This window comes from Candidatus Ichthyocystis sparus (assembly GCF_900078745.1).
Lineage (GTDB): Bacteria > Pseudomonadota > Gammaproteobacteria > Burkholderiales > 2013Ark19i > Ichthyocystis > Ichthyocystis sparus.
Genome location: NZ_FKII01000045.1, coordinates 96051 through 116704, shown reverse-complemented (window position 1 = coordinate 116704; position 20654 = coordinate 96051). Strand labels below are relative to the sequence as shown.

Below are 20654 nucleotides of genomic sequence, written 5' to 3'. Positions count from 1 at the left end.
CCTTATAGGGGATATTTGGATTATTATCCCAAATACTTAGGTAATACAACGGATTTTTGCCACATTTTAACGTATTTATAGTGTAATTTTTATCATATTAAACAACAAATTTGTCATATGTAGTATGCGCACAAATATATAGAATTTTCTTGTCCATAAAATTTCAAGGTCAAGAAATGCCTACAAATGATATTTCTGTTGAGCGCATTCGTGAAGTGGAGCCTCTATTGTCCTCACCTATCAATATAGGTGTGTACGAAGACGAGGGGAACTCTAAGCAGCAAGGTGGCAATCAAGACGAGGAAGATGAAGAAAAAAAAAGAAGGGAAATTGTTCTGGCTAATCCTAGTATATTTGTGGAAAAATATAGGCGCGACAATGAAGAAACTGTTTCCCCAGACTTTATTGTTAGATGCCGTCGTGTTCGACATCTGATTCATTGTATTTAATTTTTCCACTTTATAGAGCAACCTATGCTCGGGTGCTGTTCTTCAGGTCCTTTACCTGTTTTTGAAACGAGAATCATGGCTTCACGTAGCTCCTTTTTTGCTCCAGGAACAATCTCTTTTCCGCTTGAGCTATGTCTGCCACGATATTGGAGCTTATTTTTGCTGTTGAATCCAAAGAAATCAGGCGTACAAACAGCACCATAGGCGCGTGCCACGTCCTGTGACTCATCATATAGGTACGGAAAGGAGAATTTTTTTCTCTTCGCCAAAAGTTTCATATTTTCAAGTGAATCCTCTGGATATTCAATTGCATCGTTTGCAGAAATAGCAACAGACTTTATGCCCTGAGTTTCTAGGTAGGAAATATCTTCAAGTAATTCATCAAGTATAGACTGTACATATGGGCAGTGATTACACATGAATATGATGAGATGACCACTGGGTCCCATAGTATCACTGCGCGACCAAACCTTTCCATCTGTTCCCAGAAGGGAAAAATCAGGTCCAGACCAATTAAAATCACAAATCGGAGTTTTGGTAGCAGCCATTGTTAAGAATCCTCTTCTTCCAAGTGGTTAGGGTTGAATACACCGGGCTTTTGGTGAGATAAAAACGACGCCATAAGATGTATCTCTTCATCTGTAACTTTTGATACTAGGCTTTGCATAATTACATTCTTGCGTATCTTAGAGCGATAATCTAATAAGGCAGACTCTAAGTAATCTTGACGCTGATGTGCCAACACAGGGTATTCATCAGACGAAGGTGTTCCAACCTCTCCGTGGCAAGAAGCGCACGCCAGCTTCTTGTATATGCTATATCCCTTAGCAATTTCTATCCCTGATGTATTATCTGTAGGAGGCTGTATATCCACTTTCTTTTGAGCTTGGTAATAAGCTGCAATATCTTGCATATCCTGCTGACTAAGAGACATCGCAGCCACGATCATAGACTTTGTTGGCCTTTGTTTGCCAGCATAAGATTTTAGGGCTGATTCAATGTATTTGGCAAATTGTCCACCAAGATAGGGCACACTGTAGCGCCTGGGAAAATTGTAGTGATAGCCGGTTATGTTGTGACATCCTTGGCACATCTGACTTTTAACAAATCCGGCTTGTGCATTGCCAGCTGACTGTGCCACATAGGGAATTATACAGCCAATAATTATGGTTGCTAACGATTGCCAAGACTTCATGAACGGCACTCCTATGGAAATGTCTTACCAGAGACGGACCAGATTCTACCGGAATGTGGAAGATATATCCAATTACTATGGATGAATTTAGTTTGATTAGCATGGCCGGTTATAAGCAAAGATATACCCCTAGCAATGATGCCTTCTACATAGGAACTATGCTGTATGGTTTTAGTCCAACCGGCGGCTGGTTTTCTTTTATTTGTTTTGTTTCTTCATTAAGGAAGCTATATGTTTTATAGCGCTTTCGATTTCCATAAGTCCATTCTAGACAGCTGTAGCGTACAGTTTGGTGAGTTGGGACATAGTTTTAGTGAGATGGGGCATTTTTTTCAACCAGCCAATAGTTTTGTGGCTCCATTGACTTTTTTATCTCGCCTTACCAGGGAGTACCCATGTGCTCCCTTTGACATATATGAGGTTCAGATAGACGGACGTGCTGTTGAGGTTCATGAGGAGACTTTGTTCCGGAAACCTTTTGGCAATCTTCTTAATTTCTGTAAGAACAATTTCCAAGACCATGCTCCTATGTTGGTTTTATCACCAATGTCTGGTCACTATGCTTCCTTATTGCGCCGAAGTGTTAGGCAACTTATCAAGTGCTATGATACTTACATTACAGACTGGGTTAATCCTAGATATATACCTTTGGCAGAGGGTGATTTCGGTTTTGATGATTTTGTGCAGTACATATGTGACTTTGTTGAGTATATACGTAATCATACGGGACGTAGTCCACACATTATTGCGATTTGTCAACCTACGGCACCAGCTTTGGTTGCTGTTCACCACATGTCCTCCATTGGTCTAAAGGTTGGAAGTATGATACTAATGGGTGGTCCGGTTGACGTGCGTTGTAATCCTACTAGTGTTTGCAGATTTGCTGAGCAACGAACATTATCATGGTTTGAGGATAACTTGATTGTTACTGTTCCTGCTAGGTATCCAGGTGCTTTTAGGCACGTCTATCCAGGATATTTGCAGCATATGTCTTTTATAAATATGCATCCTGACAATCATATTAGAGAACATTTTAAATTTTATGAGGCTATGGTCGAGGGTAATGAGAGTTTTATAAAGCGGCATATAAATTTTTATGATTCCTATCATGCTGTGATGGATATGACAGCAAAATTTTTCCTAGAATCCATTGATATGGTTTTTCATAGGCATTGTTTGGCCCTTGGAGAGATGATGTTTAAGGGTAAGAAGGTTGATTTGGATGAGTTGACTGATGTTCCTCTTTTAGTTGTTGAGGCTGAGTTGGACGATATATGTGCTCCTGGGCAAACCAGTGCGGCTTTCGGTCTTTGTAGTAATATTCCAGATAATCTCAAGGAGTACCTGCTTGTTAAGGGAGCAGGCCACTACGGTGTTTTTAGTGGTAGAAAATGGGAGCAAGAAACTAGTGGCAAGATCAGTGAGTTTACAAGAAGGTTTGATTAGTTAAATTTTATTCCTATTAAAGCAAGTTGCTATTTTATATAATAATTTTATTTATGTCACTTGAGTTTTTTCTCTTTGCATACAGTATCTATAGTTATTTTCTCTTTCTCCATTTATTTCTTATATTACAAACAATTCCTACTTGTGAGATAGAGCACTATTGAGATTGTGCTCTATTCTCTATTAAATATTCTTAGATTATCCTATTCCTATATAGGGATTGACATTTACTGCATTGATTTTTAGAAAATAAATACCATATCGAAGGTTGTAGTAGATAGTATTTTTAGTTATGGAATTATAAAAGAGGTGTTTGATGCAAGTTGAGCGTTTGACTACACAGTTTCGTGATGCCCTGTCGTCTGCAGAAAGTCTTGCCGTTAGCAAGGACAATGCTTACATAGAGCCACAGCATTTGTTAAGTGTTTTTTTATCAGACCCAGAAAGTTCTATTACTACACTTTTGGGTCGCTTTTCTTTACCTATTGCTGAATTGCAACAACAGATATCTAAATTGATAGATGATTTGCCAATAGTTGAAGGACTACAGGGGCAGGTTAATGTTTCTAGGTCGTTGTTGGGACTACTAAATTTGTGTGAAAAAGAATCACAAAAGAGAGGTGACGAATATATTCCTTCTGAGATTTTTCTTTTGGTTTTATCTGAAGATAAGGGAGCAGTTGGTGAGTTGCTTCGTAAGAAAGGAGTTGATAGAAATAGATTGGAGAATTTTATTAAGGATATTTCTTTGCCAGGTTCTGTATCTAGTCCAAATTCAGAATCCCAACGTGGTGCTTTATCGAAATATTCTATTGATTTGACTGATATGGCACGTTCGGGTAAGTTGGATCCTGTTATAGGTCGTGATGACGAAATACGTAGAACTATACAAGTTTTGCAGAGACGTACAAAAAATAATCCTGTTTTGATAGGTGAGCCAGGTGTAGGTAAAACTGCAATAGTTGATGGTTTGGCGCAGCGTATAGTTAATGGGGAAGTTCCTGAAGGATTAAAGAATAAGAAGGTAGTATGTCTTGATCTATCATCTATGTTAGCTGGTGCTAAGTATCGTGGCGAATTTGAGGAACGATTAAAGAACGTCATTAAAGAAGTTCGTAAAGATAACGGTCAGACCATTGTATTTATAGATGAAATACACACTCTTGTAGGCGCAGGTAAAACTGAAGGTGCAATGGATGCCGGTAATATCTTAAAGCCTTTGTTGGCGCGCGGGGAGCTTCATTGTATTGGTGCTACTACTCTTGACGAGTACAGGCGCTACATAGAAAAAGACACAGCACTTGAGCGGCGATTCCAAAAAGTCCTGGTTCAAGAGCCAAGTATAGAAGATACCATCGCTATATTGCGAGGTCTACAAGAAAAATATGAAGTTCATCATGCTGTTGACATTACTGATCCAGCTATCGTTGCTGCATCTGAATTGTCGCAACGGTACATTAGTGATAGATTTTTGCCAGATAAGGCCATAGATCTAATTGATGAGGCAGCCTCGCGCATCAAGATGGAAATTGATTCCAAGCCGGAGGTTATGGATCGGCTCGATCGTAGGTTGATACAGCTTAAAATCGAAAGGGAGTCTGTTCGTAGGGAAAAAGATGAGCTATCACATAAACGTCTTAAGAATATAGAAGAGGAAATATCTCGTTTGGAGAGAGAGTACTCAGACTATGAGGAAATTTGGAAGAAGGAGAAGTTAATTGTAGCTGGAGCACAAAATATACGTGAGCAGATAGATCAGTTGCGATCCGACATTGAGCAAGCAAAGCGAGAAGGGCAGTGGCAACGAGTATCAGAAATTCAGTATGGGCGTTTGCCTGAGTTAGAACTTCAACTTAAAACAATTGAGAATAATCAATCTAATGAAGGTGGAAAGTTAGTTCTTCTTCGTACCCAGGTAGGTGCAGAAGAAATTGCCGAGGTTGTCTCCAGGATGACGGGGATTCCTGTATCTCGCATGATTCAAGGAGAACGAGAGAAATTGTCGCATATGGAAGATTTTATTCATAAGCACGTTATTGGACAAGATGAGGCAGTGTCTAAGATTTCTTGCGCTATTAGACGTTCTCGTGCAGGTCTGTCTGATCCCAATAGGCCCTACGGTTCATTCCTGTTCCTGGGACCTACAGGGGTAGGTAAAACGGAGTTGACAAAGAGATTGGCTGAATTTTTGTTTGATTGCCAGGATCAGTTAATTAGGCTGGATATGAGCGAATTTATGGAGAAGCACGCTGTTTCTCTACTAATTGGAGCTCCTCCGGGTTATGTTGGCTATGAAGATGGTGGTGATTTGACTGAGGCAGTTCGTCGTAAGCCGTATTCCGTGGTTTTATTTGATGAGATAGAAAAAGCACATCCGGATGTATTTAACTTATTGTTACAAGTTTTGGATGAGGGCCGCTTGACCGACAGGCATGGTCGAGAGGTAGATTTTCGTCATACTGTCATAGTTATGACATCAAACATAGGAAGTGATTTTTGGGAACAACAAGGTAAATCAGTGGATGATATTCGCGAGCAGGTTATGTCTGTTGTTAGGAAAAACTTTCGTCCTGAATTTCTTAATCGCATAGATGATATCATACTGTTCGATGGTTTGACTGAGGAGGATATGCGCCCCATTGCCAAACTACAATTACAGCGTGTTATTGATAGACTGGCTGCACAGAGTGTTCCTGCACATGTAACTGATGTTGCTCTAAACAAGATTGTGCAATTAGGATTTGATCCTGTATATGGCGCTCGTCCGCTAAAAAGAGCAGTTCAGCAGTGGATAGAAAATCCGCTGGCTATGCTATTGATAGATGGTAAAATTATTCCAGACCACGATCTTACTATTGATTATCTAGATGGCAAGTTTTCTTTTAACTCAGAAAAAGTGGCTGTTTCTGAGAGGTAATTTGATTAGTTATATGGTGCGTTGCTGCTATAAGGTTGGTTTTTATCTTAACCTTACTTATACTCTCCTTTCTCTTTAGTGCTAATTTTGGAGGGTGGGTTGTTTGTTTCCACATCTGATGGACACAGCATAAATGTGCATAGACATTTTGTGCCGTGTCCTACTCGACCTTTGGCACTGACAATAGGTAATTTTGACGGAGTTCACGTAGGCCATCAGGCCATGTTATCTAAGCTTAAGTTGTACGCTGCTGAAAATGGACTTCAGACCGCAGTTATGTTGTTTCATCCCCATCCTAGATTTTTTTTCCAGCCACAATTATTCCGAGAATTATGGACTCTTCGTGACAAGATTATATGTTTGGCTAGAATGGGGATAGATCACGTCTATATTGTCCGGTTTAATGATAAATTTTCAAAGTACAGTGCCAGATTGTTTATAGAAGAGGTGCTAATTTTGGCTCTGCGCATAAAATATCTTCTTGTGGGAGAAGATTTTTTGTTCGGTGCTAATCGTTCAGGCAAAGTTTCCCTTCTACGAGAGTATGGTATACGTGGTTACTTTTATTTTGAGACCATGCAAGATTTTTTCTACAAAGATGAACGTATATCAAGTACCTTGTTGCGGCAGATGATATCTGAGAGCAAGTTTGACCAAGTAAGAAGTATACTTGGTTTTTCTTATCAATTATTTGATAGAGTGCGCTATGGACAGCGTTTGGGGCGCAAGCTAGGATTCCCAACTATAAATTTAAGGCCACCTGTTAATTCTGTTGTGCGGGGCACCTTTATAGTACAGGTTCATGGTCTTGGCAGTTCTTCATTGCCAGGTGTGTGTAACGTTGGGAGGCGTCCAACATTGCCATCCGGGGATAAATTTGACTGGTTGGAGGTTCATTTGCTTGATTTTTCAGATGATGTTTATGGGTGTCGTGTCTTCGTGGAGTTTCTAAAACACTTGCATGAGGAGCGTCATTACTCTTCTATAGATGAATTAGTGCGTGGCATTAGCGCTGATTGTGATGCTGCCACTTGCTATTTTCTTGGACACTAGAGAACATATTTTTTGAAGGTTTTAAATAATTATGCCTAAGAAGACAGATAGGTATCGCCACACTTTGAATTTGCCTGACACTTCCTTTCCTATGCGTGCGAATTTATCCAAGAACGAGGAAATCTGGATAGAACACCAAAAGAAGAGCGGGTTTGTTTCACGCTTAAGAGATAAAATGAAGTCATGTAAGCCTTTTGTCTTACATGATGGGCCACCATATGCTAACGGCGATATACATATGGGGCATGCAGTAAATAAGATTTTGAAGGATATTATAGTTCGATACAAGACCATTACGGGGTTCAATGCAGTTTTGGTTCCAGGTTGGGATTGTCATGGTATGCCAATTGAGATTCAAATTGAAAAAATGTATGGCCGTGATCTTCCCATCCATGAATTGTTTAAACTATGCAGGTCTTATGCGCTCTCTCAAATTGAGAGGCAAAAAAAAGATTTTATTCGTTTGGGAGTTTTGGCTGACTGGCAAAATCCATACTTAACCATGGATTTTTCTCTAGAGGCAAACGAAGTCAGGATAATATCCAAGCTTTATGAAAAGGGCTTGTTAACTAGGGGTTTAAAGCCTGTTCACTGGTGTTTGGACTGTGCCTCTGCTTTAGCTGAGGCTGAAGTTGAATACGAGGATAAATTTTCACAATCGATAGATGTAGCACTTAGTATTACGGAATGGCCCATTGAGATAAGGGATAAGTGTTCTAAATTTAGCCAAGTATATGTGGTGATCTGGACAACTACTCCGTGGACTTTGCCATCTAATCAAGCAATTTGCGTTAACAAGAGTATGTGTTATTTACTCTTGAGTACTCCTCGTGGATACATGATTGTAGCTGAGGATCTAAAAGGCCAGTTTGTATCTCGTTGTTCTTGGTCCGAAGATAGTGTTTCTATAGAACTCATATTGCCTGGATCTTGTTTGCAGGGCATGAGAGTTTGTCATCCCATATACAATTTAGATGTACCTGTTTTGTATGGAGATCATGTAACTGCAGATTCCGGTACCGGTATTGTTCATACTGCTCCTGCACACGGTCTGCATGACTACAAGGTCTGTTTGGATAATGGCATAATACCCAAAATACTTATACAAAATGATGGTAATTTCTCCAAATCTGTGGAATTTTTTGCTGATGTAAATTTGCGGGATGCGGATTCATTAGTTATAGACATGCTTCGCAACAAAAATACCCTAATTTCTTGTCACTCAATAAAGCATAGTTATCCTCACTGTTGGCGCCATAGAACCCCAACTATTTTTAGAGCTACTCCGCAGTGGTTTATTTGTTTGGATAAGAGTTTACCCGGAACACGTGATACTATTCGCTCGCTTTCTTTGAGTGAGATAGAGAAGATTGAGTTTCACCCTTCTCGCGGACATTCTCGTTTGCGTAGCATGGTCTCCTCACGTTCTGATTGGTGTTTGTCTCGCCAAAGGCGTTGGGGTGTACCGTTACCATTTTTTTTGCATCGTGATACTGATGATGTTCATCCCCGTACTGAGGAATTTATTGAGCGTGTTGCCAAACTCATAGAAAAAAATGGTATTGAAATATGGCAAGATGTATCTATTGAAGAGTGGCTAGGTGATGAGGCAAAATATTACTATAAGTTAATGGATACAGTAGATGTATGGTTTGATTCTGGCGTTACTCATAGTACAGTTCTGAGGGGATCGCACAGAGATATTTTGCAGTATCCAGCTGATGTGTATTTGGAAGGATCTGATCAGCATAGAGGTTGGTTTCATTCGTCTCTTTTAACATCGTGTGCTTTGGACCAAAGAAGACCGTACAATCAGCTTATTACACACGGCTTTGTAGTCGATGCTGATGGCTATAAGATGTCAAAATCGCGCGGCAATATTATTTCTCCGCAATCAATTATTGAAACAAAGGGTGCTGACATTTTAAGACTGTGGGTTGCGTCTACTGACTATACCCGTGAAATGTCTTTGTCTGACAGTACTTTAAGCAGTACGGTTGATATTTACCGACGTATTCGTAATACCACGCGTTTTTTGTTGGCTAATGTAAGTGATTGTGCTGTTAACGAGGATATTTTACACATTGATAATTTGTTAGATTTAGATAAGTACATGCTGCTGGTTACTGAGGATTTCTTATCTAGCGCTAAGAATTACTATGAGTGTTATGATTTTTCTTCTGTAGTTAGAGCGATTTACAAGTTTTGCAGTGATGATTTGGGTGCATTTTATCTTGATATTGTTAAAGATAGACTATATTCATGCCATATAAGTTCTGCTCCCCGTCGTTCGGTTCAAACAGTACTCCACCATATAGCTAGATCTTTGTTATCTGTTTGTGCCCCTATTCTTTGTTTTACCTCAGATGAAGCATGGAAATATCTTAATGATAACGACGATTACATTCTTTTAAATGGGTGGCACCAACTTCCTGTACTTACCTGTACTGATAATTTACGTAACAGATGGGATACAGTTAGGAGAGTTCGCGTAGAGGTTATGAGAGCAATGGAATTAGTGCGAGAGAAAGAAAATCTTGCCACCTCCTGGGAGGCTAGTGTTATCGTTACTCTGGGAAATGCGGAAGATTATGAGCAGCTTGTATCAATTGGTAATGAGCTTCGATTTGTATTTATGGTGGCTGAGGTTAATTTATTACGTGCTACAGAAAGTGATGTACTTTGTATTGATGTTTCATCTGCTAAAGGCAACAAGTGTCTTCGCTGTTGGCATGTGTGTAAAGTGACAAATGTTTCGGAAGAGTTTCCAGGCATATGTAATCGTTGTTTTAGCAATATTAAAGGCGGTGGAGAGGAGCGCTATTATGCGTAGTACAAAATTTAGCTACAATTTGATGGTTATTTTTTTTGTGATAGTACTTGCAGATCAGTTAACTAAATATTGGGCTATTTCTTCTCTCTCGTTTTATCATCCTGTTTATGTTAATGACTATATGAATTGGAATTTAGTACTAAATTATGGTGCTGCGTTTGGTTTTATGAATCACCAAGATGGCAAGCAAAATTATTTGTTTATCGCTGCTACATTATTAGTAAGCTTGTTTTTACTTATTATGATGTATAAAGGTAATTTGCGTGGTTGGGGATCAAAAGGAGCTATTTTGATAATAGCAGGAGGTGTTAGCAATTCTATAGATCGTATTTTTAGGGGAGCTGTATTAGATTTTATTCAATGGCATTTTCATCAATGGTCATGGCCGTCTTTTAATGTATCTGATTTTTTTATTACCTTGGGAGCTATTATTCTGATTGTCTATAATCAGCGAGGATTTAGTGAAAGTCATTGATTATGGGAGTTTAGTTACCCTTTTTTATCAAATAAAAGTTGATAGGACAGCTGAAATTGTATTGGATAATTTTTCTTCTACGCCCGCTACCCTTAAGATAGGTGAGGGTACGTTGAACAGTTTCTTTGAGGATTGTTTGATTGGACTGTCTAGTGGTGATAGGCGGGAGTTTTTTTTATCTCCTGGAGAGTCTTTTGGTTTTAGGAGAGACGATCTTTTGAAGACAGTTAAAAAGTCTTTTATTGCAAAGAATGATATTGACAAATGCCGCCTTGTCTCAATAAAAAATAAGGGACTGTCTGTCACAGGGGTGATTGTAGAGTTTAATGACGATAGTGTCTTAGTAGATTTTAATCATCCCTTATCTGGGGAAAATATAAAATTTTATGTGCACATTGTGGATGTTTTGTAATGTGCAGTTTATGAGATACGTAGACTTTGCATAGCAAATAATAACTATTTTTTTATGTTTGCCCTTTTTATGCAATCTTTATAAAGCTTATTTTTTGCATGCGACCATTCAGTATGTATAATGTCCAGCATAATTTGATTAGTTATTTCACTGCAGTATGAATCACTAATGTGTGACACGGTACCGTTAACTATAACCGGTGATTTTTTTAGTAGTAGTTGTATTGATTTGCATTCTGGTTCTAGTAATGATCTAGAAACATTTATGAACTTAATTAGGTTGCTATCAACTTTACTTCTTACTTCACATTCAGTGCTACCGCTAGAGCACAACTTAGATATCATCTCTAATAAAATAGCTATTTCAGGAGAGATTTTATACTTTTCTTTGATACTTACTTGCATTTGAGATATTTTGTGGTGATATCTACGTGATAATACTAGCTCTTTTCTTAAGGTAGTACAGAAAAAATCCTTCAGTAGTATGCGTCCCTTTTTAACATTGTCCATCATGCAACTTACAATTTTTTCTGAAACATTAAATTCTGGACTTTTAGATTTTAAATCTCTAAAAAAATTTACCATATTCTCAAGTATTTTGTTATTAGACTCTGGTATTGTATTAAGTATACTGTTAGATACGATTTCTTCTAATTTTTTACGTACGTCAGCGGTAAATATTTTTCCCCATATAGGATTATCATAATCTAAATTTGATGATTTGTTTAGCATATCTAGTTCTATAAATGCATAATCAATTGATTCCAACTTTGTAAAAGCAGATGAGTTTATGCAGAGGTTAATTTTACATATGTCTCTAATTAATAGATCTTTTATGCACGAAGCGACATTATCTAAAAAATCGACATTTTTAACTAATTTAAGTACGTCACTAGGTAGTGTCGAGTTTTTCATTGATTCCAGATTTTCATTTACTGCAAATAAGAGACATGTTTTTTTTAGTGTGTCCTCAGACACAAGGTTGTATTCTTCTGGTATATTAAGGTGCAGCTTGCTGTTATCTGCATCATCCACCAAGTTTGTACTATAAGCTTTGTGTTGTGCACTGCTATCAACTGGTCTTTCTGCTCTGTACTCAGGCAATAAAGACATTATTCGTGCTTCTAAATCTCTTATTGATTTTATAACAGTGTCCCTTCTTAAAGTGCAGAAAACAAGCTTCGTTTCTGCCACAGATATGTTCCTATATCTATTATTATCAAATATCTTTGCAGATGACAGTGATGATTTTATTTTTGGGGCATAATTTTGTGAGAATCTTAGGGCATGCTTTAATGCTATATCATCTGCTGCAAACCTTATACTAAGTGTAATAGTATCCCAGGACACTCTGTTTGCTAAATACGTTAGGTAAGTTTTTCTTATCCCAAGTACTGATGATCTGATGTCTTCATCTAGCTCATTAGATAACGACTCAACGAAATTAGCAAGGGCATTTCCAGTTTCATTATCTATCTTAAGGCCACGGTATTTAGAGAAGGAGTGTGTAGCTGTTTTAATCATAGTAAATCTATGGCTGTGTTTACTATTAGCCGACATGGGAAGCGGTGTTTTTTTTAATTGAGATCGTGATTCTTTACTAGTACTTGGTACAGCAGGTTGTATCGGATTAACAGTAGGTTGCATCGGATTAACAGTAGGTTGTATCGGATTAACAGCAGGTTGTATCGGATTAACAGCAGGTTGTATCGGATTAACAGCAGGTTGTATCGGATTAACAGTAGGTTGCATCGGATTAACAGTAGGTTGCATCGGATTAACAGTAGGTTGCATCGGATTACCAATAGGTCGTATTGTATTACCTATAAGCACTATTTGATTACTGATGGGTAGTATTGGATTGCCTACAAGTTGCATTGGATTACTGATAGGTCGTATTGTATTACCTATAAGTAGTAGTGAATTGCCAGTAAGTCTTATTTGACCATCTAAGGTCTTCATTTGATTTCCAATAAATTGGGTTTTACCCCCAATGGGTTGTTCCTGTTTACTTACAGATATAGGTAATGTGTTTACTGGTTGAGTATTCATTTCTGAGCTAGTGCCTGGTACACATTCTGAGCTAGTGCTTGGCACATATTTTTGCTGAAGCTGTGGGGATAGATAAAAATTATCATCACCCAATGTTAGAAGCTCAGTGCTAAGTTCAGATTCATCTATTGTTGATCTATACTCATTAATTGGTGAATATGATGGAATGTAGTTTTCTTCTCTTTGTTCTTGCATTAACGCCGTAGTTATACTTTGTTCATTTTCTTCGCCTCTATTACCTACAGTAGGCCAATCAAGATCGTTATCAAGTAAATCTAAGTCAGGGCACGTATCACCTACATTCATATAAACCACCGTAACAACACAATGTGATCAGTTTATCACTGTAGTGTCTTATGATCGCAAGTAAAAATAGTCTGTACAAATTGCTATCATGTTTGTTAATTTTGTACATAATCGACCATAGGTCTAAATTATTTTGGGAAAATAAATACCACATAATTGATTATTCATAATACATAATAATATCTGTTGGCTACTATATCGCGGGAGCCATGCTAAGCTTTTTCATGCGGTTGCTTAAGGTGGTGGAATTTTTCCCTTAATCAAATTTTGTAGAGTAGATGCTTCCTTCGTTTCGATTTATCTGTTGTATTACATCTATAGATCGTCAATCCTAAATACATGCTGTCGTGTATGTTTTGCTGCGATGCTATACATTATCTATGCACATTTCTATCCTACAGGTTGAATACATCCACCACTTTACCAGTTTTTTCTATTATTTTTCTTGGAATAAATGGTAGATTTACTATTACAGCGTGGCTGGCATAATGCCATACTCCAAGATCAAGCCAGCTGTTTCCACAATATAAGAATTTGTGGGCACCATATTTTTCTGCTAGTAGCTTTCCCTTGTTTACTCCAATTAGGTGTACTTTGTCATCTGAAGCATGATAATCATCAAATATATTGATATGATTGAATATAGCTTCCACATAATTTTTTTGTGAAGCACTTGCTAAAATTACAGTGTGTCCTTCTTTTTTCTTTTGCGCTAGCCAATTAACTAACTTATCGTTGTATTTGAGATTATTGGGATTTATATTTATCACTTGCGATAGCTTGTATTTGAAAAACAACTTGCCTTGAATCAGGTACGGAATAAAGCTCATTCTTTTCTTTAACGGCATACGCGACCAGGTGCAGATTGCTATCTTTCCTACATCTTCCGCGATTAAAGTTCCATCAAGATCAACGCATATGACTTTGGGTATTTTTTGGGGCATAAATTTCTCTCTACAAAGATTGCCACTAATTATGTATAGTGACATATGCCTCAATTATGGACCAACTTTGTAGTAACCCATTAGTAACCAGTTTATGTAACAAACTAATTTACGTATACGCTGATTTTGTTACACAGGGTAATATTACCAAAATTTAGCCTACTTTAAAGTAAGCAAGTAAGCCATCTACCCACTCCTTACCTAGTTCAATACTTCTACATCCGTTCCACCCTGTTTTGGGATTTTTATTAGGAGTGTGGTCCTTAAAGGGCATTTCTATAGTTATAGATGGACAAGAAAATACCTTACTCACATATCCCCTTGCCATAGATAAAATCTCTTCTTCCGTATAATGTGAATGTTCATAACCAGTCTTGTATTGAAAATTTCTGCAGTGCTTCTCAATCATTGATAATAGATGGTGTTCATCGTTACTCATTCTTTCCACATCATTTTTACCTACAGAGTTATCTAGGCAAGGATCAGTAAAAACATAAGGTATAGATTCATCACCATGTACATCAAAAAAGCAATCCACACCTATTTCATGCATTTGGTTACGTACATACAAAACTTCAGGAGAGCCATCGGCGCTAGGGTTTGTCCACTCTCGGTTCAAATTTTTTCCAGAGCAATTGGTGCGAAGGTTGCCGTGTACGCTGCCATCAGGGTTCATGTTGGGCACCATGTAAAAGGAACATAACTTCCTCAGCTCGGAAGAGACTTTGTCTGTAGTGTCCAACAGGCGGTGAATGAACCCCTCCATAAAGAATTCAGCCATGGTTTCCCCCGGATGTTGACGAGCTATAAGCCATACCTTTCTCTGCATATTGAGTGATGAGTTAATTACTACTGCGTCAATAGGCCTTCCCTCCTTGCTTACTCCCCATGTTTCGATTTGTGCAATACCAGATTTGTTGGCAACACTCAGCAATCTTATGTGCCTTTCCCAGGTATACGGCTCAAAGTAGCTTATGTAGAAAAAGCTGGTAGGTGATGTATAAGTTATACAAAAATTACTTCCATCTATGTGGCAAGGAACTCTCTCCCAATTTTCATAATCAGTTGATACAAAGGCATTATAGTCGTTGAATCCATCCTTGTAGCTAGTGTCACCATGATTACAAAGTCTAATTACGTACTTCTGAGAGCACTTTCCTGTCACACGGAAGCAAAACCACTGACGAAACTCAGAAGCTAAATCACGGCGGATATTGAGTCTAATATTTAGAGGATCGGACACATCTATAATGTCAATAGCTCCCGAATCAAAAGCACTATTCACCGTAATCATAGAATTCCTTATGAGTTTCTTGTTTTACTTAATACGCCTGCGGAAAATCCAACGCGTATCATCAGATTTATCTGGACAGAAATTGTACCCACCGATATTAAATGATAGTAAATCAAGATGATTGGTTATTTGTTTTATGGCCGCATAATTTACCATCATGCCACGAGCTTTTTTAGCATAAAAGCTTATTACCTTGTAAGATCCCTTAGACCAGTCCTGAAAAATTGGCTGAATAATCTTTGCCTTAACTAAACGAGTTACACGAGAATACTCCTCAGATGCAAGGTTAATAATAATATCCGATGCTATATCTACTAGATCTTCATTAATATCATCCCGTACTAGCTTTTCCCAAAAGCTATATAGCTCATTTGGTTCTTGTCTGAATTGTGTCTTCATCTCCAAGCGGTATGGCTGTATTCTATCCAATGGCCTTAATACTCCATACAGACCCGACAATAATCGTACATGTTTTTGCAGCCAAGCATAGTTTTTCTCGGGGATGCTTTGTATATTAAGCCCCTCGTATACCTCACCACTATAGGTAAAAATAGCAGGCTGGGAGTTTTCAGGCAGGTGGTCAGAACTCCACTCCTGGTAACGCTTGTAGTTGAGTTCCGTCAGTTTGTCAGATAGTGACATGGTGTTTTGTAGCTGGACAAAGGAGAGGGACGATATCATTTTTGCTAATTTAGCAGATGAATCTAGGTGCCTTGGTAGCGTCCATCTCTCGCCCAAGTAACATGCAGTGTTGAGTGTTTTAGATGTTGATAGAACGATTAGCATAGGCACACCATAATACATACCAAGTAAGTTTTTACATTCATAATATTAGTCCAGATTTTTATTTTGATATTCACATAGGTCCATTATTATGCACCTTCCGCATAGTGGTTTTTGTGATCTACATGTGTACCTACCGTGAAGTATAAGCCAATGGTGAGCGTACTTTTTATACTTTATCGGAACTGCTTTGTTAATCTTCTTATCCATATCAGCAACGTTCTTGCTGCTGGCTATTCCAGTACGATTGGAAACCCTGAACACATGGGTATCAACCGCGATTACCGGATGGTTAAAAAGTGTGTTCAGTACGACCTGTGCTGTTTTTCTTCCCACTCCAGGCAACGCAACCAGTTCATCATATGAACTCGGAACGTCTCCCCCATGGTCTTTTATGAGTTTTTCAGAAGCTCTAATTATGTTGCTGGCCTTATTTCTATATAGTCCTACGGTCCGTATAAACTCTGATAGCTTCTCTTTACCCATAGCCACCATGCTATGCGGGGATGGAGCAACCTTAAACAAGTTTGCAGTTACATTATTTACACTTTTATCAGTAGCCTGCGCAGACAAAATAACAGCAACCAGAAGCTGATACCCGCCCTCATACACCAGTTCCGTAGTCGGTTCAGGCCTATCCTTCTTAAAGCGCTCAAAAATCTCTGCGCGCTCCTCATCACTCATCGCGGACCCCGCGAAGCCATTGGTAAAAGGCTATCATAAAGCTTAAACCTATAAAAGCACCTGCCGGCGTTTTAGCCAATATCAGTCCCCGGTATCCCACAGGTAAAACGTATATGGGACTCCAACCAGGTATGATCCACTCTATGCCCTGTCCTACAGTACCGCTACCAATGATTTCCCTTAAACCACCAAGGATAGTAAGACCAATAGCTCCTCCTATCCCCATCATGAAACCGTCAAAAGCACCACGAAAAAATGAGTGTTTGTACGCGAAGCTCTCTATTCTAGCTAGAACAATGCAGTTAGTTACAATTAATGGTACGTAAATTCCAATTATTCCATATATATGGTGAAAATAAGCATTCCAAGTTAGATCAACGGCGGTTACTAATGAGGCAACTATTAGCATAAATAATGGTAAACGCATATTTTTAGGTATTAGTCCACGTAATGCTGAAACAGCACCGCTGGCTATGGTCATTACAACCACCGTTGCAATACCAAGGCTTGCCCCATTGACAACAGATGTTGATACAGCTAGAAGGGGGCACATCCCTAATAACTGTACAATGGCCGGGTTATTCTCCCAAATTCCCTTGTAGGCTATTTCTGAAAACCCAGGCTCCCTATCCATACTATTTTTTTTCCTTAGGATAAAATTTGTTGCGATGCTTAACATAGTATTCAAGAGCTTTGGAGACTGCCTTTATAAGTGCACGCGGGCTTATGGTAGCCCCAGTCATGTAGGTGAATACTCCACCATCTTTCTTTACCGCCCACTCTTTATTTGAATCTAAAGAAAACTGTTTTTTCCGAAACTGACGGAGCCATTGATAAGAAAAAGCGCCGTGCTGTCCATCTATATAATCACCTAGGCCCGGTGTTTCTTTGTGTGATAATACACGGATGCCAAGAACTTTGCCTTCATAATCTACAGCTAGCATTGCATATATCGGACCACCGTAACCATCAGGTGCGCAAATTGAAAAGATTACTGCATGTGGTTTTTTTTTTAGAAAAACCGGGTAAATCATTTGAGGATTTTTCATTCCCAACTCCTGTATCGGAGGACTTTGATAGGCATTTTTAATGGGATCATTGTCACTTGTAATGCCTTGCATCAAATCACGAAGTAGTGATCGTGTTACTTGTTGCTTATTAAGTTCTATTTTTGGTGCAGACCAATAATATACACTGGACATTATTAGAGTGAATATGGCACCAAAGCTTGTCATTGTGGTTATGGTAGTTACTAGGGTACGAATTTTGCTCATTTTTTCCCCCTACCGAAAACAGCAGGCTGTGTGTACCTGTCTATAACAGGCACGCATGAATTAAGCAAAATTACCGCAAATGCAATGCCATCTGGATAACCCCCTAAATGTCTTATGATAAATGTAAGTAATGCTATGCCTACAGAGAATATAACTTTTCCACGAGTTGTAGTAGCTCCAGATACTGGGTCCGTAATTATGAACCAAGCTGCTAACATAGTTCCACCTGACAAAAGCTCAGGTATAATTCCTACAAAACGATTAGGATCAACTATATGTCCTGTAAGACTCAACACAGATAAAGTAAATATGAAAGGTATTGGCATATGCCAAGTGATAATACGAAGATACCAAAGGAGTACTCCCCCCACACAATATGATGCTGATACCCACTCATACCCAGGAGACCCCCATTGACCGAAATTTTGCGGTGATAGATCCTTAATTTGTTTAAGGGTCATCATTTTTGAGGTCAGACCAGTTCTTACAGTGTCCAACACAGTACCTTGAGTTAGGCCGGAAAAGTTTAATTTTTGTTGAACAATAAGCGACCAAGCCTCTGACCAGGATAACTTTGCTTGAACAGCAACCCATTTAGTCATAAATTGTGGATAGCACAGCAAGCATATGGCATATGCCATCATGGCAGGATTAAATATATTGTTGCCTAATCCTCCGTACAAATGCTTTGTGATGGCTATAGCTGTAATGCTAGCTATAACCAACATCCACCAAGGCGATATTGGAGGAAACGAAAGTGCAATTAGCCACGCAGTAACTACAGCAGATCCGTCACTGAGGAACATAATCACGGTTTTTTTTCTTAGCAGCAAGCTGACCCACTCAGCTAGTAAACAGCTTACTGTGCATATTCCTAAGCTTATTATTATAGGGGGTCCGAATAGGAAAAAGTACACAGCCACACTTGGTAACAGAGCAAGAAGCACACTTGCCATCACGCTGCGTACAGATCTATCAGTCCTAATAAACGGGGGAAACATATGTGCTTGTACTAAGAAGAATTTGTTGGTGGAGATTTTTCACGAGCGGCCATTTTTTCTTCCTTCTTTTTAACAGCAGCCATGATAACAGCTCTTTTCTCTTCATCAGACATTTGTGCACGTTCCCTGTTTTGTTCTGATATACGTTTAACTCTTTCTTCCTCATAACGTTTCTTACGCTCTTCGCGAAATTCAAACCGAATTTTGGCTTCTTGCGCCAAATTTTTTTCAACTTGTTGAGAGCGTATTTCATCCTTAGCATATTGGTAGTATTGTACAAGTGGAATATGACTAGGGCAAACGTAGCTACAGCAACCACACTCTATGCAATCAAAAAGATTATAATCCTGTGCTTTTTCCAACTGATGTCCTCGTGCGAACCAATATAGTTCGTGAGGCTGTAATTTTGCCGGACAAACTGGTGCGCACGCCCCACAGCGTATGCACGGCATTTCCTCTGGAACATCATTCCAACTACTATGCGGAATTAGAATGCAGTTCGTTGATTTTATAACGGCGCTATCTAAGTCGTCTACATAAAATCCCATGAGCGGACCACCGATTATGACGTTTTGACAATTCAATTTGTCGTTATGATGCAACAGTAGATCTCTTATTGTAGTGCCGAGGCGAACCCTGTAATTTTTACCCTGGGATACATTTCCTGAGATTGTAACTATACGCTCCGTAAGTGCTGTACCATCTACTAAGGCATTACGTATAGCTAGTAGAGTGGCAACATTGAAGCACTGAAAGCCATATTCAGTGGTATGTTTTCCATGTGGAATTTCTACATTGGTTAGACACTTAATTAATTGTTTAGCAGCACCAGTAGGATATTTTGTAGGTGTGACAATGATTTCAACAGGAGAAGATAATTGCAGTTTGGCTTTCTTTAAAGCGTCTAGGGCCTCTGGTTTATTGTCTTCTATTCCTAATAGAAGTGTTTTTGAGTTTAGAAGCCTATGTACTATATCGGCACCTTCTAAAATTCCAATTGCCTCCTCCCTAGTTAGAATATCGTCGCAGGTGATGTACGGCTCACACTCAGCGCAGTTTATTACTAGAGTGTGTATTTTACTCTTCATTTTAACGTGGGATGGGAAGGCTCCACCTCCTAGTCCTGCTATCCCCATGCGCTGAAGGTGAAGAAGTACTTCATTAAGTGAATATTTTTCCCAGTCCAAAGGAGTAGGGGGCGCTCCTTCGTCTAGACCATCGCTATCTAGCACCATGCATATGTGTTTTATGCCAGATGGATGTGCTATAGGACTGTTTTGTATTGACTTTATAGTCCCTGATGTGCTGGCGTGTACGCCTACTGATATATCCTGCCCTGAATATCCTATTATCTCATCACGTTTTACATGTTTGCCTACTTCTACTGTTGGTCTGCACGGGCTTCCTGCATGCTGCTGAAGAGGTATTACCAGGGTTTTGGGTATAGGTAGTGTAGCAATAGGATCATTACTGGATTTATGCTTATTATTATCCTGGAAAAATAGTCCCCCAAAAAAGTCGAACGGTGGTTTCACTC

The 20654-nt window shown here is 38.9% G+C and carries 18 protein-coding genes; 7 read left to right on the top strand and 11 right to left on the bottom strand.

From position 1 onward, the window contains the following. Positions 1-149 precede the first annotated feature (149 nt). A complete protein-coding gene (locus A6733_RS02650) occupies positions 150-449 on the top strand; it encodes a hypothetical protein (protein WP_092401918.1) in 300 nt (99 codons plus the stop codon). Here A6733_RS02650 and A6733_RS02645 read toward each other — a convergent pair. Beyond that, positions 446-997 carry a thioredoxin family protein gene (locus A6733_RS02645; protein WP_092401920.1) on the bottom strand — a complete coding sequence of 184 codons (552 nt, stop codon included), beginning with the start codon at positions 995-997 and terminating at the stop codon, positions 446-448. The genes A6733_RS02650 and A6733_RS02645 overlap by 4 nt on opposite strands. A gap of 2 nt (positions 998-999) precedes the next feature. Beyond that, complete coding sequence (locus tag A6733_RS02640; protein WP_092401923.1) at positions 1000-1644, bottom strand: c-type cytochrome; 645 nt, start codon at positions 1642-1644, stop codon at positions 1000-1002. Positions 1645-1875: 231 nt separating this feature from the next. Here A6733_RS02640 and phaZ point away from each other — a divergent pair, with 231 nt between their 5' ends. From phaZ to A6733_RS02605, 6 genes are all read left to right on the top strand, one after another. Beyond that, complete coding sequence (gene phaZ / locus A6733_RS02630; RefSeq protein ID WP_092401926.1) at positions 1876-3090, top strand: polyhydroxyalkanoate depolymerase; 1215 nt, start codon at positions 1876-1878, stop codon at positions 3088-3090. A 316-nt stretch (positions 3091-3406) separates the two neighbouring features. Further along, entirely contained in the window at positions 3407-6007 is a 2601-nt protein-coding gene (clpB, locus tag A6733_RS02625; protein ID WP_092401929.1) for an ATP-dependent chaperone ClpB, read from the top strand. Positions 6008-6094: 87 nt separating this feature from the next. Beyond that, complete coding sequence (gene ribF, locus A6733_RS02620; protein ID WP_176696092.1) at positions 6095-7060, top strand: riboflavin biosynthesis protein RibF; 966 nt, start codon at positions 6095-6097, stop codon at positions 7058-7060. A 31-nt stretch (positions 7061-7091) separates the two neighbouring features. Continuing rightward, positions 7092-9893, top strand: a complete 2802-nt coding sequence (gene ileS / locus A6733_RS02615; RefSeq protein WP_092411204.1) for an isoleucine--tRNA ligase — start codon at positions 7092-7094, stop codon at positions 9891-9893. Continuing rightward, complete coding sequence (lspA, locus tag A6733_RS02610) at positions 9886-10368, top strand: signal peptidase II (RefSeq protein ID WP_176695530.1); 483 nt, start codon at positions 9886-9888, stop codon at positions 10366-10368. Before ileS ends, lspA begins: the two co-directional genes overlap by 8 nt. Then, entirely contained in the window at positions 10355-10780 is a 426-nt protein-coding gene (locus A6733_RS02605; RefSeq protein WP_092401940.1) for an FKBP-type peptidyl-prolyl cis-trans isomerase, read from the top strand. Before lspA ends, A6733_RS02605 begins: the two co-directional genes overlap by 14 nt. Before the next feature lie 44 nt (positions 10781-10824). Here the strand turns inward: A6733_RS02605 and A6733_RS02600 are convergent, their stop codons facing one another. From A6733_RS02600 to rsxC, 9 genes are all read right to left on the bottom strand, one after another. Beyond that, the gene (locus A6733_RS02600; RefSeq protein WP_092460356.1) at positions 10825-13137 is read right to left on the bottom strand and encodes a hypothetical protein; all 2313 of its coding nucleotides are present in this window, start codon (positions 13135-13137) and stop codon (positions 10825-10827) included. 395 nt (positions 13138-13532) lie between these two features. Beyond that, entirely contained in the window at positions 13533-14081 is a 549-nt protein-coding gene (locus A6733_RS02595; protein WP_092400931.1) for a hypothetical protein, read from the bottom strand. A 154-nt stretch (positions 14082-14235) separates the two neighbouring features. Next, complete coding sequence (locus A6733_RS02590) at positions 14236-15375, bottom strand: M14 family metallopeptidase (RefSeq protein ID WP_092400934.1); 1140 nt, start codon at positions 15373-15375, stop codon at positions 14236-14238. A 24-nt stretch (positions 15376-15399) separates the two neighbouring features. Next, positions 15400-16161: a peroxide stress protein YaaA gene (gene yaaA, locus A6733_RS02585; RefSeq protein ID WP_176695531.1), complete on the bottom strand. Its 762-nt coding sequence runs from the start codon at positions 16159-16161 to the stop codon at positions 15400-15402. A 45-nt stretch (positions 16162-16206) separates the two neighbouring features. Continuing rightward, the gene (gene nth, locus A6733_RS02580) at positions 16207-16842 is read right to left on the bottom strand and encodes an endonuclease III (RefSeq protein WP_092400939.1); all 636 of its coding nucleotides are present in this window, start codon (positions 16840-16842) and stop codon (positions 16207-16209) included. Continuing rightward, positions 16835-17476, bottom strand: a complete 642-nt coding sequence (rsxE, locus tag A6733_RS02575; protein ID WP_175330465.1) for an electron transport complex subunit RsxE — start codon at positions 17474-17476, stop codon at positions 16835-16837. Before rsxE ends, nth begins: the two co-directional genes overlap by 8 nt. 1 nt (position 17477) lies before the next feature. Further along, positions 17478-18116 carry an RnfABCDGE type electron transport complex subunit G gene (locus A6733_RS02570; RefSeq protein WP_092400945.1) on the bottom strand — a complete coding sequence of 213 codons (639 nt, stop codon included), beginning with the start codon at positions 18114-18116 and terminating at the stop codon, positions 17478-17480. After that, positions 18113-19117, bottom strand: coding sequence for an RnfABCDGE type electron transport complex subunit D (locus A6733_RS02565; protein ID WP_092400948.1), 1005 nt, complete (start codon positions 19115-19117; stop codon positions 18113-18115). The genes A6733_RS02570 and A6733_RS02565 overlap by 4 nt, the downstream gene beginning before the upstream one ends. A gap of 11 nt (positions 19118-19128) precedes the next feature. Beyond that, on the bottom strand, positions 19129-20652 hold the full coding sequence (gene rsxC / locus A6733_RS02560; RefSeq protein ID WP_092400951.1) for an electron transport complex subunit RsxC: 1524 nt from the start codon (positions 20650-20652) through the stop codon (positions 19129-19131). Between the last annotated feature and the right edge of the window lie 2 nt (positions 20653-20654).

Bases quoted from the DNA above. Each gene is read 5' to 3' on its own strand.
- A6733_RS02645 (WP_092401920.1), bottom strand. From the start codon at position 997: ATGGCTGCTACCAAAACTCCGATTTGTGATTTTAATTGGTCTGGACCT.
- A6733_RS02640 (WP_092401923.1), bottom strand. From the start codon at position 1,644: ATGAAGTCTTGGCAATCGTTAGCAACCATAATTATTGGCTGTATAATT.
- phaZ (WP_092401926.1), top strand. From the start codon at position 1,876: ATGTTTTATAGCGCTTTCGATTTCCATAAGTCCATTCTAGACAGCTGT.
- clpB (WP_092401929.1), top strand. From the start codon at position 3,407: ATGCAAGTTGAGCGTTTGACTACACAGTTTCGTGATGCCCTGTCGTCT.
- ileS (WP_092411204.1), top strand. From the start codon at position 7,092: ATGCCTAAGAAGACAGATAGGTATCGCCACACTTTGAATTTGCCTGAC.
- lspA (WP_176695530.1), top strand. From the start codon at position 9,886: ATGCGTAGTACAAAATTTAGCTACAATTTGATGGTTATTTTTTTTGTG.
- A6733_RS02600 (WP_092460356.1), bottom strand. From the start codon at position 13,137: ATGAATGTAGGTGATACGTGCCCTGACTTAGATTTACTTGATAACGAT.
- A6733_RS02595 (WP_092400931.1), bottom strand. From the start codon at position 14,081: ATGCCCCAAAAAATACCCAAAGTCATATGCGTTGATCTTGATGGAACT.
- A6733_RS02590 (WP_092400934.1), bottom strand. From the start codon at position 15,375: ATGATTACGGTGAATAGTGCTTTTGATTCGGGAGCTATTGACATTATA.
- yaaA (WP_176695531.1), bottom strand. From the start codon at position 16,161: ATGCTAATCGTTCTATCAACATCTAAAACACTCAACACTGCATGTTAC.
- nth (WP_092400939.1), bottom strand. From the start codon at position 16,842: ATGAGTGATGAGGAGCGCGCAGAGATTTTTGAGCGCTTTAAGAAGGAT.
- rsxE (WP_175330465.1), bottom strand. From the start codon at position 17,476: ATGGATAGGGAGCCTGGGTTTTCAGAAATAGCCTACAAGGGAATTTGG.
- A6733_RS02570 (WP_092400945.1), bottom strand. From the start codon at position 18,116: ATGAGCAAAATTCGTACCCTAGTAACTACCATAACCACAATGACAAGC.
- A6733_RS02565 (WP_092400948.1), bottom strand. From the start codon at position 19,117: ATGTTTCCCCCGTTTATTAGGACTGATAGATCTGTACGCAGCGTGATG.